The 14,272-nt window shown below is 37.5% G+C and carries 14 protein-coding genes; 12 read left to right on the forward strand and 2 right to left on the reverse strand.

Annotated elements, in window-relative coordinates; genetic code table 11:
- The 3 genes from QNH20_RS09710 to QNH20_RS09720 all read left to right on the forward strand — a co-directional run bounded on the left by QNH20_RS09710 (position 1) and on the right by QNH20_RS09720 (position 1,560).
- Positions 1–456: a YlbF/YmcA family competence regulator gene (locus QNH20_RS09710; RefSeq protein ID WP_283922682.1), complete on the forward strand. Its 456-nt coding sequence runs from the start codon at positions 1–3 to the stop codon at positions 454–456.
- A gap of 238 nt (positions 457–694) precedes the next feature.
- Positions 695–1,240 carry an outer spore coat protein CotE gene (locus QNH20_RS09715; protein WP_283922683.1) on the forward strand — a complete coding sequence of 182 codons (546 nt, stop codon included), beginning with the start codon at positions 695–697 and terminating at the stop codon, positions 1,238–1,240.
- Positions 1,241–1,359: 119 nt separating this feature from the next.
- Positions 1,360–1,560 carry a hypothetical protein gene (locus QNH20_RS09720; protein WP_283922684.1) on the forward strand — a complete coding sequence of 67 codons (201 nt, stop codon included), beginning with the start codon at positions 1,360–1,362 and terminating at the stop codon, positions 1,558–1,560.
- 14 nt (positions 1,561–1,574) lie between these two features.
- Here QNH20_RS09720 and QNH20_RS09725 read toward each other — a convergent pair whose 3' ends face one another.
- Both QNH20_RS09725 and QNH20_RS09730 read right to left on the reverse strand, forming a co-directional pair.
- Positions 1,575–2,126 carry a GNAT family N-acetyltransferase gene (locus tag QNH20_RS09725; protein WP_283922685.1) on the reverse strand — a complete coding sequence of 184 codons (552 nt, stop codon included), beginning with the start codon at positions 2,124–2,126 and terminating at the stop codon, positions 1,575–1,577.
- Positions 2,127–2,239: 113 nt separating this feature from the next.
- Complete coding sequence (locus tag QNH20_RS09730; protein WP_283922686.1) at positions 2,240–3,103, reverse strand: LysR family transcriptional regulator; 864 nt, start codon at positions 3,101–3,103, stop codon at positions 2,240–2,242.
- 190 nt (positions 3,104–3,293) lie between these two features.
- Between QNH20_RS09730 and hpaB the strand changes: the two genes are divergently transcribed.
- From hpaB to hpaI, 9 genes are all read left to right on the forward strand, one after another.
- Positions 3,294–4,775 (forward strand): 4-hydroxyphenylacetate 3-monooxygenase, oxygenase component, encoded by a 1,482-nt coding sequence (gene hpaB / locus QNH20_RS09735; protein WP_283922687.1) that lies wholly within the window; start codon positions 3,294–3,296, stop codon positions 4,773–4,775.
- A gap of 130 nt (positions 4,776–4,905) precedes the next feature.
- Entirely contained in the window at positions 4,906–5,367 is a 462-nt protein-coding gene (locus QNH20_RS09740; protein WP_283922688.1) for a flavin reductase family protein, read from the forward strand.
- Between the two features lie 30 nt (positions 5,368–5,397).
- Positions 5,398–6,294 (forward strand): adenylyltransferase/cytidyltransferase family protein, encoded by an 897-nt coding sequence (locus QNH20_RS09745; RefSeq protein WP_283922689.1) that lies wholly within the window; start codon positions 5,398–5,400, stop codon positions 6,292–6,294.
- 121 nt (positions 6,295–6,415) lie between these two features.
- A complete protein-coding gene (gene hpaD, locus QNH20_RS09750) occupies positions 6,416–7,396 on the forward strand; it encodes a 3,4-dihydroxyphenylacetate 2,3-dioxygenase (protein WP_283922690.1) in 981 nt (326 codons plus the stop codon).
- 223 nt (positions 7,397–7,619) lie between these two features.
- A complete protein-coding gene (locus QNH20_RS09755) occupies positions 7,620–8,444 on the forward strand; it encodes a helix-turn-helix transcriptional regulator (RefSeq protein WP_283922691.1) in 825 nt (274 codons plus the stop codon).
- 220 nt (positions 8,445–8,664) lie between these two features.
- Positions 8,665–10,137 (forward strand): aldehyde dehydrogenase family protein, encoded by a 1,473-nt coding sequence (locus QNH20_RS09760; protein WP_283922692.1) that lies wholly within the window; start codon positions 8,665–8,667, stop codon positions 10,135–10,137.
- 70 nt (positions 10,138–10,207) lie between these two features.
- Positions 10,208–11,632 carry a class-III pyridoxal-phosphate-dependent aminotransferase gene (locus tag QNH20_RS09765; RefSeq protein ID WP_283922693.1) on the forward strand — a complete coding sequence of 475 codons (1,425 nt, stop codon included), beginning with the start codon at positions 10,208–10,210 and terminating at the stop codon, positions 11,630–11,632.
- A gap of 77 nt (positions 11,633–11,709) precedes the next feature.
- Entirely contained in the window at positions 11,710–13,071 is a 1,362-nt protein-coding gene (locus QNH20_RS09770) for an APC family permease (protein WP_283922694.1), read from the forward strand.
- A gap of 279 nt (positions 13,072–13,350) precedes the next feature.
- Positions 13,351–14,271, forward strand: coding sequence for a 2,4-dihydroxyhept-2-ene-1,7-dioic acid aldolase (hpaI, locus tag QNH20_RS09775; protein ID WP_283922695.1), 921 nt, complete (start codon positions 13,351–13,353; stop codon positions 14,269–14,271).
- The last annotated feature ends 1 nt before the right edge of the window (position 14,272 follow it).

Consider the following 14,272-nt stretch of genomic DNA (forward strand, 5'->3'; position numbering starts at 1 on the left):
GTGGCGAAGTATACAAAAGACGATATCGTCGCTCGTGCAACAGAATTAGCACGTATGATTGCAGAAACAGAGGAAGTGGACTTCTTCAAACGGGCAGAAGCTCATATCCATGACAATCAAAAGGTTAAGACTTTAATCTCAGACATTAAGGGTTTGCAAAAGCAGGCAGTTAACCTGCAGCATTACGGAAAGCATGAAGCATTAAAAAAGGTTGAAGACAAAATTGCATCCATTGAACAAGAATTGGATGAAATTCCTGTTGTCCAGGATTTCAAACAATCACAAGAAGAAGTGAATGAACTGCTTCAGATAATTGCTTCAACCATCTCGAATACGGTTACCGATGAAATCATCATTTCAACGGGTGGAGATGTATTAAGTGGCGAAACAGGTGCAAGCTTGAAAAATGGCGGCGGTGCTTGCGAAGGCCACGGTGATTGTGATCACGAGCATTAAAATTGTAAGCCAGGCTTCTGAACGAAGTCTGGTTTTTCTATTGTTAAATTTTCCACGAAAAAATAACCACGTAGAAACCTTCACTTTAAAGTACAGGCACAAAAGGCACACACCTATAAATCCCGCATAAAATGAACTATGACTAAACTTTTAACCAGTAATCACAAAATTATATATCACACTAGTCTAAAGAATAGCATAGGATGAAATGAAACTGAATGAGGAGGGTTCGCGCGAAATGGGAGAATATAGAGAGATAATTACCAAGGCCGTAGTAGCGAAAGGACGGAAATTTACCCAGTCCAATCATACGATTAGCCCGGCACATAGTCCAACAAGTATTCTTGGCTGTTGGATTATCAACCATAAATACAACGCGAAAAAAGTCGGCAAAACCGTAGAGATACATGGCTCGTATGACATCAACGTTTGGTACTCATTTAATGATAATACCAAAACAGAAGTAGTAACTGAACGAGTTCAATATACTGATGTCATTAAGTTAAAGTATCGTGACCATGATTGCCTCGATGACAACGAAATATGTGCACGAGTGCTGCAACAGCCAAACTGTTGTGAAGCTGTCATTTCCCCTAATGGTAACCGAATCATCGTCCATGTCGAAAGGGAATTCCTTGTGGAAGTGATTGGTGAGACAAAGGTAATTGTCCGTATCAGCACTGAAGGCAGCAAGGATAATGATGATGATTGGGGATTGGATGTTGACGACGAAGAATTCGAAGAACTAAATCCGGATTTCTTAGTCGGATCAGAAGAGGAATAAAGATACTAGGAAGGTATACTTCCTAGTTTTTTCTCTTTCAGTACAATAATAATAGAGAATTTCTGATTTTAGAATGAGAAACTGTTAAAATCAGCAAGCTATTTCTAGGAGGTGCTAGTATGGAGCCAAGACAGCCTGGAAATAAAAACATTCCTAATTTTAATCAATTAAACGATAGGATTATTGCTGAAAGTTCACCTTCACCAATGTTAGTAATCAAAACAAATCTTGATCCAAAGGATGCTACTGAAAATAACCCGTATTATCAGGAGGGTGAGGTCAAAAGCCCGAAAGCGTTTAAAGATTATTTTGAGGAATGAAAAAAGTCAGGAGCTTATTCCTGGCTTTTTTTCCATTCATGCTTTAAAAGAGATAATACATATGTATCATTAAATTGTTCATTTTGATGAATGTAGCCTCGAAGTATTCCTTCCTTTGTAAATCCTATCTTAGTAAGCAAAGCTATTGATGCTTCATTCTCGGGGTAAACCACGGCCCCGACTCGATATAAATCCAATTTATTAAAACTAAAACGCAGCACTTCGTTAATTGCCTCAGTGGCGTAACCCATTTTCCAAAAAGATGGATGCAGTTCATACCCGATTTCAGACCGTTTATTCTTCAGATGTAAAGCATTAAGACCGACAGTTCCGATGATTCTTTGATTTTCTTTTAGTTTGATTCCCCAGCGGATTCCGCGTTTTTCAAGAAAGTTCTTGTGAAACATGTCAATTAATCTGGAAGCTTCAACTTGTAAAGTGAACCGATTTGTCCCATAAAATCTCGTCACTTCTTCTAAAGATAATATCTCGTAGAGGCTATCAACATGTTGCTCTGTTATTTCAATTAATTTCAGTCTTTTTGTTTCTAAAATAGGAAAACTCACGTTATCAGCTCTCTTTTAAACATAATGTAGTTTATTAACTCAATTTCCTCATAGAATTGAATCTAGGTCAATAGCAAAATATTATTTTGGTAAACAATGTTTTTCTGAATGTTTTAAAAGGTTTCGAGAAAACGTACTGCACTTTTGGAAAGGCTGCGCTCTTTAAGCCAGATGACAGCTGCCTCTGATTCAATTGTACTATCTTCAATGTCAATTGTTTTTAAGCTGACTGGAGGGAATGAAAGTAAAGTGGATTGCGGGAGCAGGGCTGCACCAATTCCTGTCCTTACAAGTGATAAAAGCATGGCTGCATCAGCACATTGACAAACTATATTTGGATCAAAGCCGTGTCTTCTACATTCATCGACAACGAGTTCATACAAGCCGACCCCGCTGATTCTGTGTAAAAGCAATAACGGCATTTCTGCTATTTTCTTCATTTTTATCGTTTTTTTACTACTCCAGTTTTCGGGAATGACAAGTACAAATCGATCATTAGGGAGTGATAATGATGAAAAATCATTGAGGTCTAAGGGAAGACGAACAATGGCTAGTTCGATTTCCCGGTTTCTTATATTTTTGGCTAAACGAAACGAATCGCCTTCATGGAGACGAAAGGAAACTAGTGGGTAATGTTCACGAAAGTAACGGATCTTCTCTGGTATGTATGAAAAGCATGTTTTAACAGAACCAATCGATAATAATCCTCTTATTCCCTCACCAACTTCCTTTACTTCTGTAACTGTTTCATCAAACCTCTGTAATATCTCTTGTGCTCTTTTATACAAAACTTTTCCCGCTTCAGTTAATTCGATGTTTTTTCCATTTCTGTCCATTAAAAGAACACCAAGTTCCTGCTCAAGTAATTTAAGCTGTTGACTTAGTGGAGGTTGTGCCATATGGAGCTTTTTTGCTGCGCGTGTAATTTGACCTTCCTGTGCAATGGTCGAAAAGTACCTTAGTTGTTTTACATCCAAGAAAATATTCCTCCTTTATTAAGTATATTTTTTTCGTATCGAAGACCAATTTTATAAGTATTTTTCATATATCATAACACATGTTAAATTAATATTGTAAGTAAATTCAGATAATTCTATTTTTAAGCGGTTACAATTAAAAATTAGCAATGAATATTTAAAATAGGAGAAATCGAAGGGAGAAATGGACATGCCAACTAAAACAGGAAAACAATATATTGACAGAGTCGATCAAGCACAAGCCAATGTATGGATCAATGGGGAACAAGTGAAAGGAAAGATATCTGAGCATCCTGCATTTCAAGGGGTTATGAAATCGCAAGCCGAGTTATACGAAATGCAGTATGATCCAGCCAAAAAAGAGTATATGACCTATGTATCTCCAACATCAGGTGATAGGGTTGGAACTTCATTTATTCAACCGAGAACTAAAGAAGATCTTGAAATACGTCGTAAAATGATCCAGGAATGGGCGAGATATAATGGCGGGATGATGGGGCGTTCTCCTGATTACATAAATACAGGAATAATGGCATATGGCAGCGCATCTGATATGTTCGGGAAACAGGACCCGTTTTATGCAAAAAACATGCAAGAATACTATGAATACTGCCGTGAAAATGATCTGTCTTTAACACATACATTAATTCAGCCACAAGTAAACCGTGCAGTCAATTCAGCGCAACTACCTGATCCATATATTGCTGCCCGGATTGTTGAAAAAACATCTGAAGGGGTTGTAATACGTGGGGCTAGACTACTTGCAACACAAGGTGGAATCACGGATGAAATCATGGTATTTCCTTCTACACTTTTAAAGCAGGTTGAAGAGGAAAACCCTTATGCTTATGCATTTTCCATACCGAATAACACGCCAGGATTAAAATTTATTTGTCGTGAATCATTTGATTATGGAAAATCGAATTTTGATCATCCTCTAGGATCTCGTTTTGAAGAAATGGACACAATTGTTGTCTTTGATGATGTAGTAGTACCTTGGAATCGCGTGTTCGCACTTGGTGATGTAGGTATATGCAACCAAGCATACAACGAGAGTAATGCGGTTGTTCATATGACCCATCAAGTGGTTTCCAAAAACATCATGAAATCAGAATTTGTCCTGGGAATTCTTCAGCTAATGGTTGAAACCATTAATATCGGTCAATTCCAGCATGTTCAAGAAAAGATGTCCGAAGTAATCATCGTATTAGAAACCATGAAGGCATATGTGACAGCTGCAGAAGCTAATGCAAAAATTGATAAATGGGGAATCATGACACCAGATTTCACCCCATTAAATATTGCTCGCCACTATTTCCCTAAAATTTACCCTAGATTCAGCGAAATCATGCAATTATTAGGGGCTAGCGGTTTGATGGCCATTCCAAATGAAGCCGATTTCAATTCAGAGCTTCGTCCGGATTTAGATAAATATTTGCAAGCTGCCAATGGGGATGCCTACAATCGTGTCAAACTTTACCGCTTGGCTTGGGATGTGTGCATGAGTGCATTTGGTTCAAGACAAACACTTTATGAGCGCTTCTTCTTCGGTGATCCAATCAGAATGGCCAGCAATTTATACAACGGATATGATAAACAAAATCAGGTTGACAACGTGAAAGAATTTCTGAATCGCTCCGAAATACTGCAAAATAAAGGGGTAATCCTTTAATAATAGCTAACTAGAGCTAGACCTTTCCCGAATCCCGAAAATGGTGCAGGTAATATCTTAGATTTAGTGATAGAGAGGTTTAGCATTAATAGTATACTTTTATATGTTTATAGATGGAGGTTTTATTTAAATGGATGATCGTACATTTAGGAACGCTATGGGGAAATTTGCAACAGGTGTAACAGTGATAACAACAGAATTAGATGGCGAAGTACACGGTATGACCGCCAATGCATTTATGTCTGTTTCTCTTAATCCTAGATTAATATTAATCTCCATTGGAGAAAGGGCTAAGATGCTGAATAAAATCAAAGAATCTGGGAAATTTGCTGTAAATATTTTGTCTAAGGATCAAGAAGAGATATCAATGCTGTTTGCTGGGCAAATCCAGGAAAAACGCGAAATTAAATTTGAGCGGTTAGAAGACCTGCCAGTAATCAAGGACTCATTGGCCAATATTTGCTGTAAGGTCTATAACCAGTATGTAGAAGGCGATCACACCTTGTTTATTGGAGAAGTAACCGATATTGTCCTTCGGGACGGGACACCGTTAGCATTTTATGAAGGAAAATATCGTGATATTGTAGGCTAAGTCGACAATTCCTTAAGGGGAGGTGTATGGATGGAAACAATTTATATTGAGCATCCCATTTCTGATTCAGTGAAGACAGTGAAGGAATCTTGTGTTCTCGCACTTGGGTTTTTTGACGGTATTCATAAGGGGCATCAAAGTATTCTTAAGACCGCAAAAGAAATAGCAAAACAAAAACAGCTTACCTTTGGTGTTATGACATTTTATCCGCATCCACGTGACACTGTCAATCCAAATCAAGCACCGATGAAATATTTAACGCCATTACCAATAAAAAAAGAACGCTTCCAAGAGATGGGTGTCGAAAAATTATTTGTTGTAAAATTCAATCCTAATTTTGCATCACTTTCCCCTGAAGATTTTGTTAATCAATATATTATTGGACATCGCTGTAAACATGTTGTTGCTGGGTTTGATTTCCATTATGGCAATAAAGGCAAAGGTGATATGGAAACTTTAACAGTAGAAGGTACTGGGAAGTTTTCAGTAACCATCGTAAAAAAAATAGAACACCACCATGAAAAAATTAGTTCTACCGCAATAAGAAAATTACTTTCTACAGGGGAAGTAAGTACAATACCCTATTATCTTGGTGATATATTTGAGTTAAGAGGTCAAGTAAAGAAATCCTCACTTTATTATAAAAATTATCAGTTCTTGAAAATAGCAATCGATGAAGCATATATGACTCCGGCACCTGGAGTTTATAGAGTTCTCGTCGAATTAGAAAATAAAGAATTTGAAGGGATTTGTCATCAAATTACACATAAGGATAATGGGTCGTCTCTTTTAGTACATCTGCCAAATTGTTTTATGGATACTAGCCAGAAAAGAGTAAAAGTGAAATGGATGCAGTCCATTTTTGGGAAACAAAAAGAAGTGTATGATATGAGTCAATATTATGTAAGTGATGAATTAGTTATTTAGTTAAACGAACATGGAAGTAACATTGCTTGAATGGGGAGTCATGGGATTTAGACTCCTTTTAATATTGTCAATGATAGATAACGATTTGGTTCAATTATATTTAGAGAGGGGATGAATTTTTATGGGTATGAAGAATTTTGATATCGTCCGTTTACACCATGCCGAAATCACCGTGACAAATTTAGAACGTGCTCGTGAATTTTATTGTGACGGGTTAGGGTTATTTGAAACCGAATCCGACGAAAATCATCTATATTTACGTGCAATAGAGGATGCTAACCATCATTGCCTTGTGCTAACGAAAGGAAATCAAGCAAGCTTAAAGCATATTGCGTACCGGGTAAGCAGGGACCAAGATTTGGATGAATTAGATGAATTATTTACTAGATTAGGAGTGAAAAAACGCTGGGTTTCACCGAATGAAGAAAGAGGGCAAGGCCGTGCCCTTAGAATTCAAGACCCCGGTGGAATCCCAGTCGAGTTTTTCTTTGAAATGGAAAAAGCCGAAAGGATGCTGCAGAAATATCACCTTCAAGGAAACGTAAAAATTAAACGGATTGATCATGCTAACTGTTTAATTACGAATATTGATGAATTGTATGACTGGTATAGTAACCATTTAGAATTTAAAACCTCTGAATATACCGTAAACGGTAAAGAGGAAAATATTTGGGCTGCATGGATGCACCGAAAGCCAAGTGTTCATGATCTAGCACTAATAAGTGAAAAAGGACCGCGTTACCATCATACAGGATTTTGGATGGATGATGCAAAAGCCATATTAGATGCTTGTGATCATCTTGCTTCACTAGGCTATTATGCAAACATTGAAAGGTCCCCTGGCAGGCATGGAACCTCTAATGCCTTTTTTGTTTATTTGCGAGACCCCGATGGGAACAGGATTGAATTATACACGGGTGATTATTTTACTAATGACCCAGACTGGGAACCAATTAAGTGGCATCTTGATAATCCGCAGCGAGCAACATTCTGGGGGGCGCTACCACCTGACACTTGGAAAAAAGAGGCGGTTCCAGTGGAGGATATAAATACTGGGCAATTACTGCAAGTTGAAATGATTAAAAGGTTTGAAAATATTTAATCTACTATCGTAGGGAGTCCGTTTAAATGGATTCCTTTTTTTGTTTAAATTAATTTTCATTTTCAAAATACTTGTTATTGAAAACTGAATTATCAGAAAAATACAATTGAAATCCTCTTGTGTTTCATATATGATATTGTATATGAAATGAAAATAAATCAGGATGTTTATTTGACGATTATGAAGCTACTAACCTGTTTAAATTCTGGGGGGTTGAGGCATTTTGTTAGATATTCAAAGAATGAATCCAAATTATTTCCATCCATTGCAGCCTGAATTTGAAATGAATACTAGATATTATGTAGAACAAAAAGAAAGAAATAGGGAAAACCAATCTACCTTCTTATTCTACCAATTTAAAATGAATGAAGGTTTCGCTAATCCCATTTCAGTGATTCCAGATGGATGTATTGATATATTGTTTTGCTGTGACGAGCAGCAGCCTACTGCCAACGTTTGTGGCAGCGTTTTGCAGAGTAAATCAATAAATCTTAAAGCAGGATATGAATATTTTGGAGTTCGCTTCCTTCCAAAACAGGAAACACAAAATTTAAACTGTCCAATGAGTGAGATGATTGAAAGGGAAGTACCGCTTACTGATATGATATCAACAGGTGCTGCTGCCTCAGAAAAAATTGTTAATGAACATGACTTTCATAAACGAATCAAATTATTCAAGCAAATGATTGGGAGTGCCATTTTCGCTTCAGGCAATTCCTCACCAAGTATAATAAAATATTCTTTAAATAAAATTTATTTATCAAAAGGAAATATTACTATTAATCAGTTAGCAGATGAAACTGGCTATTCAACTCGATACTTGCGGAAGCAATTTGAGGAGAATATAGGAATTTCGCCAAAGTTATTTAGTCAAATTGTGAGATTTCAATATTCCTTGTATATGCTTTTGAAAGATCATGATTATTCTATTAAAGATATTATTGTTGAAAATGGATACTATGATCAAGCACATTTGATTAATGAGTTTAAAAAATTTGGGAATCTAACACCTAATACAATTTCAAAAAGAATGGTGATTTCTATCTAAATGAATTTTTACTAAATACTAATTCAGGCAAGTTTCATAACTAATGGGACTTGCTTTTTCTAATGGAAAAGTGGTGGAGCTCCGCAAAAACGAATCTAGTTCATCAAGTATTCTTAATATTCCGTTTTTTACAATAAAACAATTCTTAAATTTGTTATTATTTTTTTGTGAACAAATGTAATTGTCATTCATTGATATTTGAAAGGGGAAATGAAAAGAAATGCCAGCAAAATATCAGTTGTTTATTAATGGAAAATGGGTGGAAGCCTTATCGGGAAAAACATTTGAATCCATTAATCCTGGAACTGGGGAAGTTAATGCTTTGGTATCAGAAGCGGGTGCACTAGATGTAGACTTAGCAGTGAAAGCAGCTCGGAAGGCGTTTGAATCAGGACCTTGGGCGGAAATGGCACCAAGTGATCGTGGCCGTTTACTTTATAGAGCAGCGCAAAAAATGTGGGAAAAAGCAGATTTTTTAGCGGAAATAGAATCAAATGATAATGGATTACCAATAAATGAAACAAAATTTATTGCTATGCCTGCTACCATTGATGTTCTTGAATTTTATGCAGGTTTAGCCAATAAGGTCCAGGGAGAAACATTGGCTTCACCAGCAAATCGTCTTAATTACACATTAAAGGAACCGCTAGGAGTCATAGGTGCCATTGTTCCCTGGAATTTCCCCCTAATGCTTGCAATGTGGAAAATAGCACCAGCTCTTGCAGCTGGTAATACGATTGTGATAAAGCCTGCTGAACAAACACCAATTAGTATTTTAGAGTTAGCTAAACTATTCCAAGAAGTGGGCATTCCAGATGGAGTCATAAATGTTGTTCCTGGATATGGCTCCATAGCCGGTGATGCTTTAGTTTCCCATTCAGGAGTGGATAAGATTGCTTTTACTGGATCTACTCGAACAGGACGACTAATCATGCAATCTGCAAGCAAGAATTTGAAACCGGTTTCATTGGAGCTAGGGGGAAAATCACCGAATATCATCTTTGATGATGCAAACCTTGAGAATGCCGTAAATATGTCTACTTTTGGTATTTACTTTGCTCAAGGGCAAGTGTGTGCAGCAGGTTCAAGACTGTTTGTTCAAGAATCAATCTATGACCGATTTATGGATCTTTTTGTGAAAAAGGTCCAAGGAATTCAAGTAGGAAATCCTCTTGAAGCTACAACCCAATTAGGTCCACAAGTTTCAGAGCAACAATTAAAGACGATTGAAAAATATGTTGATGCTGGTCTTGAGGAAGGAGCTAATTTAGTAACAGGGGGAAAACGTTTTATGGAAGCTGGTAATGGTTACTACTATACCCCTACTATATTTGAACATGTTACCAATGAAATGACAATTGCCCAAGAAGAAATTTTCGGACCTGTTGTGTCAGTCATCCAGTTTAAAGATGAGGCAGATGCACTATCAAAAGCAAATGACACCATTTATGGTTTAGCTTCTGGGGTTTGGACGAATGATTTAAAACGTGCGCATCGTATGGCCAGAGGTTTAAAAGCAGGCACTGTTTGGGTAAATACCTATAGCATGTTAGACAGTGCGGCACCTTTCGGCGGCACAAAGCAAAGTGGATTTGGCCGTGAATTAGGCGTACAAGCGATGGATTTATATACTCAAACAAAGCATGTGTGGGTTGATCTAAATGAAACAGCTTTAAACTGGTATGGTGGATAACATAAAACTAGCAATTATTTGGTCTTACAAATAATTTTTTCAATATTTCACTAAGAGGAGGAAATAAGTCATGACTCAAACGAACTGGAAGCAAGTAGAAGAATGGGACAAAAAATATATTCTAAGAACGTTTTCCACACAGGAAGAATACCAGCCTATCCCAATTGAATCAACGGATGGTGATTACCTCATCATGCCGGATGGTACTAGATTATTAGATTGCTTTAATCAACTATATTGTGTAAATGCAGGTCAAAAGAATGAAACAATTAATAATGCTATTAAAGAAGCACTAGACCGATATGGGTTCCTGCAAGACGCCTATACGACAGACTATAAGGCGAAAGCTGCGAAATTGCTGGTTGAAGACGTTCTTGGTAATGAAAGCTGGCCGGGGAAAGTTCGCTTTGTATCAACAGGAAGTGAGGCGGTAGAAACCGCGCTTATGATTGCAAGATTATATAAAAATAAACCTCTAGTAGTAACAAGAGAGTATGCCTATCACGGCTGGACGAAAGGATCATCGTCTGTAACTAGATTAAAAGGAAGCAGGAGTGGTGTAACAGAATCCACTCCAAATACCCGCCCACATCATGTACCTGGACAAGACAACGGCTTAGTTGCTGTTGCACCGTCACCAAATTGTATGCGCTGTTCATTAGGACATAAGTACGGCTCTTGTCATGATAATAATGGTGAATTAGCCTGTGTAAAATATACTAGAAGAATGATTGAAAACCAAGGACCTGAGCAAGTTGCAGCTGTTATTACCGAGATTACCCAAGGAGCCGGCTCTGTTCATCCGCCAGAAGAGTATATTCCACAAATTCGTCAATTGACAAAAGACCTGGATGTATTATGGATTGCTGACGAAGTGTTAACAGGATTTGGCCGTACTGGTGAAATGTTTGCTTATCAGCATTATGGTGTTGATCCTGACATTGTTACAATGGCAAAAGGAATTTCAAGCTCTGCCATCCCAGCTGGAGCGGTTGTTGTAAATAAAGAGATTGCTGAATTTATGGACCAGTATCGCTGGGAGACAGTATCAACGTATTCAGGGCACCCTATTGCTATGGCAGCTGTTTGTGCAAATATTGAATACATCATCAATGAAAATCTTGTGGAAAAAGCAAAACAAACAGGTGACTATTTCCAACAAAAATTATTAGACCTTAAGACTAAGCATCGCTGTGTCGGTCAAGTGGCAGGTTACGGGGTTCTTTGGATGGTTGAACTTGTAAAGGATGACAAGATGACGCCGTTTGTGGAAATTGACCGGAACTTTACTCATGAGGAGGATCCAAGTACGTTCCCTTCAACGATTATCAGAACAAAAGCGATCGAAAAAGGAGTACTTATTGGTGGTGTTATGCCAAATACATTAAGAATTGGGACATCATTAAATGTAAGCAAGGAAGATATCGATAAGGCCATCGATGCATTGGATTATGCACTAAGTTATTTGGAAAGCCTTCAATTACAAACTAGCTAACCTATTCAAATCAATCATAAAAATAAGGGGAGATACCCTATTTGATGAATTGGAATATCTTATAGAGGTAATCCCCTATGGAGGTGTCAAATATAAAAGTTCAAGTTGGAATACAAGAGTTGAATAGATCATTAAAAATGTTGGATCTTGTTATTTTTGGACTAGTGTTTATGGCTCCAGTAGCGGCAATGTCGCTATTTGGAATTATTACTTTAGTTTCAAAGGGTAACTCGGTGCTTTCGTACGTTATTGGCTTTGTCGCCATGTTATTTACTGCCTATAGTTTCGGGCAGATGGTAAAAGCCTTTCCCGTTGCGGGCTCTACCTATTCGTATGCACAACGTTCTCTGCACCCAAAACTGGGTTTTATTGCAGGTTGGGGAATGTTATTAGATTATTTGTTTATTCCGATTCTGACATTTTTAATCAGTGCAAGTTTTGCGAACGCACTTGTTCCAAGTATTCCAATTTGGGCATGGATTCTTATTTTTTCTATTCCAGTAACGATAATTAATTTAATTGGCATTGAATTGGCAGCAAAAGTTAATTTTGTTTTGGCGTTTTTAATGATTATGGCTGTGTTGATATTTGTTGGTTCAACTACTCATTATCTTGTAACTGGTAATCTCGGTCTTTTTCATTTAGGCGCAGTCTATAATCCGAATTCTTTTTCTATCGGAGCCATTGTAGGTGGGGCAGCGATTGTTACAGTTGCCTATTTAGGCTTTGATGCGATTACCACATTGGCAGAAGAAGCAAAGGTAGACGGGAAAAAAATCGGTTTAGCCATTATTTTAGCATGCGTGATTCAAACAAGTTTTTATGTTGCTGTCACTTATTTAGGAATGGTTCTTATGAAAGACTATACGAAGATTGATAACCCTGATACAGCATTTTTTAATCTTCTACCTCTTGTTGCAGGTGGACTAATCCAAACGTTTATCACCCTAATGATTATTGCTTCAGGGGTTGCAAGTGCTTTAGCCAGTCAGTCAGCATCGAGCCGCTTACTTTATGGAATGGGGCGGGATAACGTCATTCCAAATAAATTTTTTGGTTATATTCATCCAAAATATAAAACACCTGTTTATAATATTTTACTTATGTCAGTATTGGGAACTGTTGGAGCAATGGCAGCAAGCTTACAAGTTATTTCAGACCTCGTAGCATTTGGCGCCCTATTGGGATTTGCTTGCGTAAATTTATCTGTTATTAACCACTATTATATTAGAAATAAACAACGGAATATCATTAAGTATTTAGTTGTACCGTTGATTGGTGTTGCGGTCTGCATATATATTTTAATAGGCCTTTCAACCATAGCTAAAATATTTGGACTTGCCTGGATGACGATTGGTATCCTATATCTCATTGTTATCTCGTTTCAATCCAAATCGGTAAATATACTGCCAACAGGAACGGATAAAAATATTCGCTAGATGAAAATAAATGAAATCTATAAAACAATGAAGGAGTTGATGATTTACTTTTCGACTCCTTTCTTTTTGGTGATCACGTAATTCCTTTAAATTTAATAAAATGAATTTTCGGAAAATGCGCTTGAAATCATATATGATTTAATATATGATTTATTATATAATCGTGATATGATATTCACGAATATAGGTAAAAGGTAAAAGCATATGGTTCGACAGAAGGGAATGTTTTTGCCAAATAAATTCTAGATAAAAAAATAAAAAACGAGGCAGGGATAACAAATGTTTGAAGATGTAAAAAAACGATTAAGAGGCTCAATTGCACCAGTTATTACACCATTTAATGAAGATGAATCGATTGATTTTGCAACGATGAGTGACCTTATCAATTGGCAAATTGAGAGCGGCAGCCATGCAATTTCGGTGACGGGTACTTCCGGAGAACCTAGCTCGTTAACGGTAAAAGAGCGTGAATTGGTTATGGAAAATGCAATTAAAACGATAAATGGCAGAGTGCCTTTCGCTCCTGGAACCGGTTCTGTCAATCATCAGGAAGCCCTTCATTTAACAAAAGTTGCACAAGAATTGGGGGCAGATGCCGCCATGGTTATCGTTCCTTACTATAACAAGCCTTCTCAGCATGCCCTATATAAACATTACAAGGCAATTGCTGATGCAGTGGATATTCCAATTATTGTCTATAACATTCCGGGTCGAACAGGTGTCAACCTTGAGGTTAAAACACTGGCTAGATTAGTAGAAGATTGTCCAAATATTATTGGTGCCAAGGAATCGAATAAAGACTTTGAACACGTCAATCGTGTCTTGCTTAATTGCGGCAGGGATTTCCTATTATATTCCGGTATCGAACTTCTCTGTTACCCGATGCTGACCATCGGCGGAAGCGGCTCAATCAGTGCTACAGCCAATGTCGCACCAGCAGAAGTAGCGGAATTGCATAATGCCTGGGATGCAGGAAACATTGAAAGGGCGCTCGAACTTCACTACGAACTAATGCCGTTAAACGATGTATTATTCAAAGACACGAATCCAGCTCCTGTAAAGGCTGCGCTCGGAATGATGGGGAAAATTAAACCAGTTCTGCGTATGCCGATGGACCTGCCGACACAAGCACTTCAAGATGAGATTCGTGGCGTCTTAAAACAGTATGTAGAATTACCTGATAGTCTTGCTTCTAGATAAT

Origin of the sequence: Neobacillus sp. WH10 (assembly GCF_030123405.1) — a bacterium.
In the GTDB taxonomy this organism is placed as follows: Bacteria; Bacillota; Bacilli; order Bacillales; family Cytobacillaceae; genus Neobacillus.

What these genes read in the sequence shown, in the direction of transcription:
- QNH20_RS09715 (WP_283922683.1), top strand. Translation starts at nt 695, where the DNA reads ATGGGAGAATATAGAGAGATAATTACCAAGGCCGTAGTAGCGAAAGGA.
- QNH20_RS09720 (WP_283922684.1), top strand. Translation starts at nt 1,360, where the DNA reads ATGGAGCCAAGACAGCCTGGAAATAAAAACATTCCTAATTTTAATCAA.
- hpaB (WP_283922687.1), top strand. Translation starts at nt 3,294, where the DNA reads ATGCCAACTAAAACAGGAAAACAATATATTGACAGAGTCGATCAAGCA.
- QNH20_RS09740 (WP_283922688.1), top strand. Translation starts at nt 4,906, where the DNA reads ATGGATGATCGTACATTTAGGAACGCTATGGGGAAATTTGCAACAGGT.
- QNH20_RS09745 (WP_283922689.1), top strand. Translation starts at nt 5,398, where the DNA reads ATGGAAACAATTTATATTGAGCATCCCATTTCTGATTCAGTGAAGACA.
- hpaD (WP_283922690.1), top strand. Translation starts at nt 6,416, where the DNA reads ATGGGTATGAAGAATTTTGATATCGTCCGTTTACACCATGCCGAAATC.
- QNH20_RS09760 (WP_283922692.1), top strand. Translation starts at nt 8,665, where the DNA reads ATGCCAGCAAAATATCAGTTGTTTATTAATGGAAAATGGGTGGAAGCC.
- QNH20_RS09765 (WP_283922693.1), top strand. Translation starts at nt 10,208, where the DNA reads ATGACTCAAACGAACTGGAAGCAAGTAGAAGAATGGGACAAAAAATAT.
- QNH20_RS09770 (WP_283922694.1), top strand. Translation starts at nt 11,710, where the DNA reads ATGGAGGTGTCAAATATAAAAGTTCAAGTTGGAATACAAGAGTTGAAT.
- hpaI (WP_283922695.1), top strand. Translation starts at nt 13,351, where the DNA reads ATGTTTGAAGATGTAAAAAAACGATTAAGAGGCTCAATTGCACCAGTT.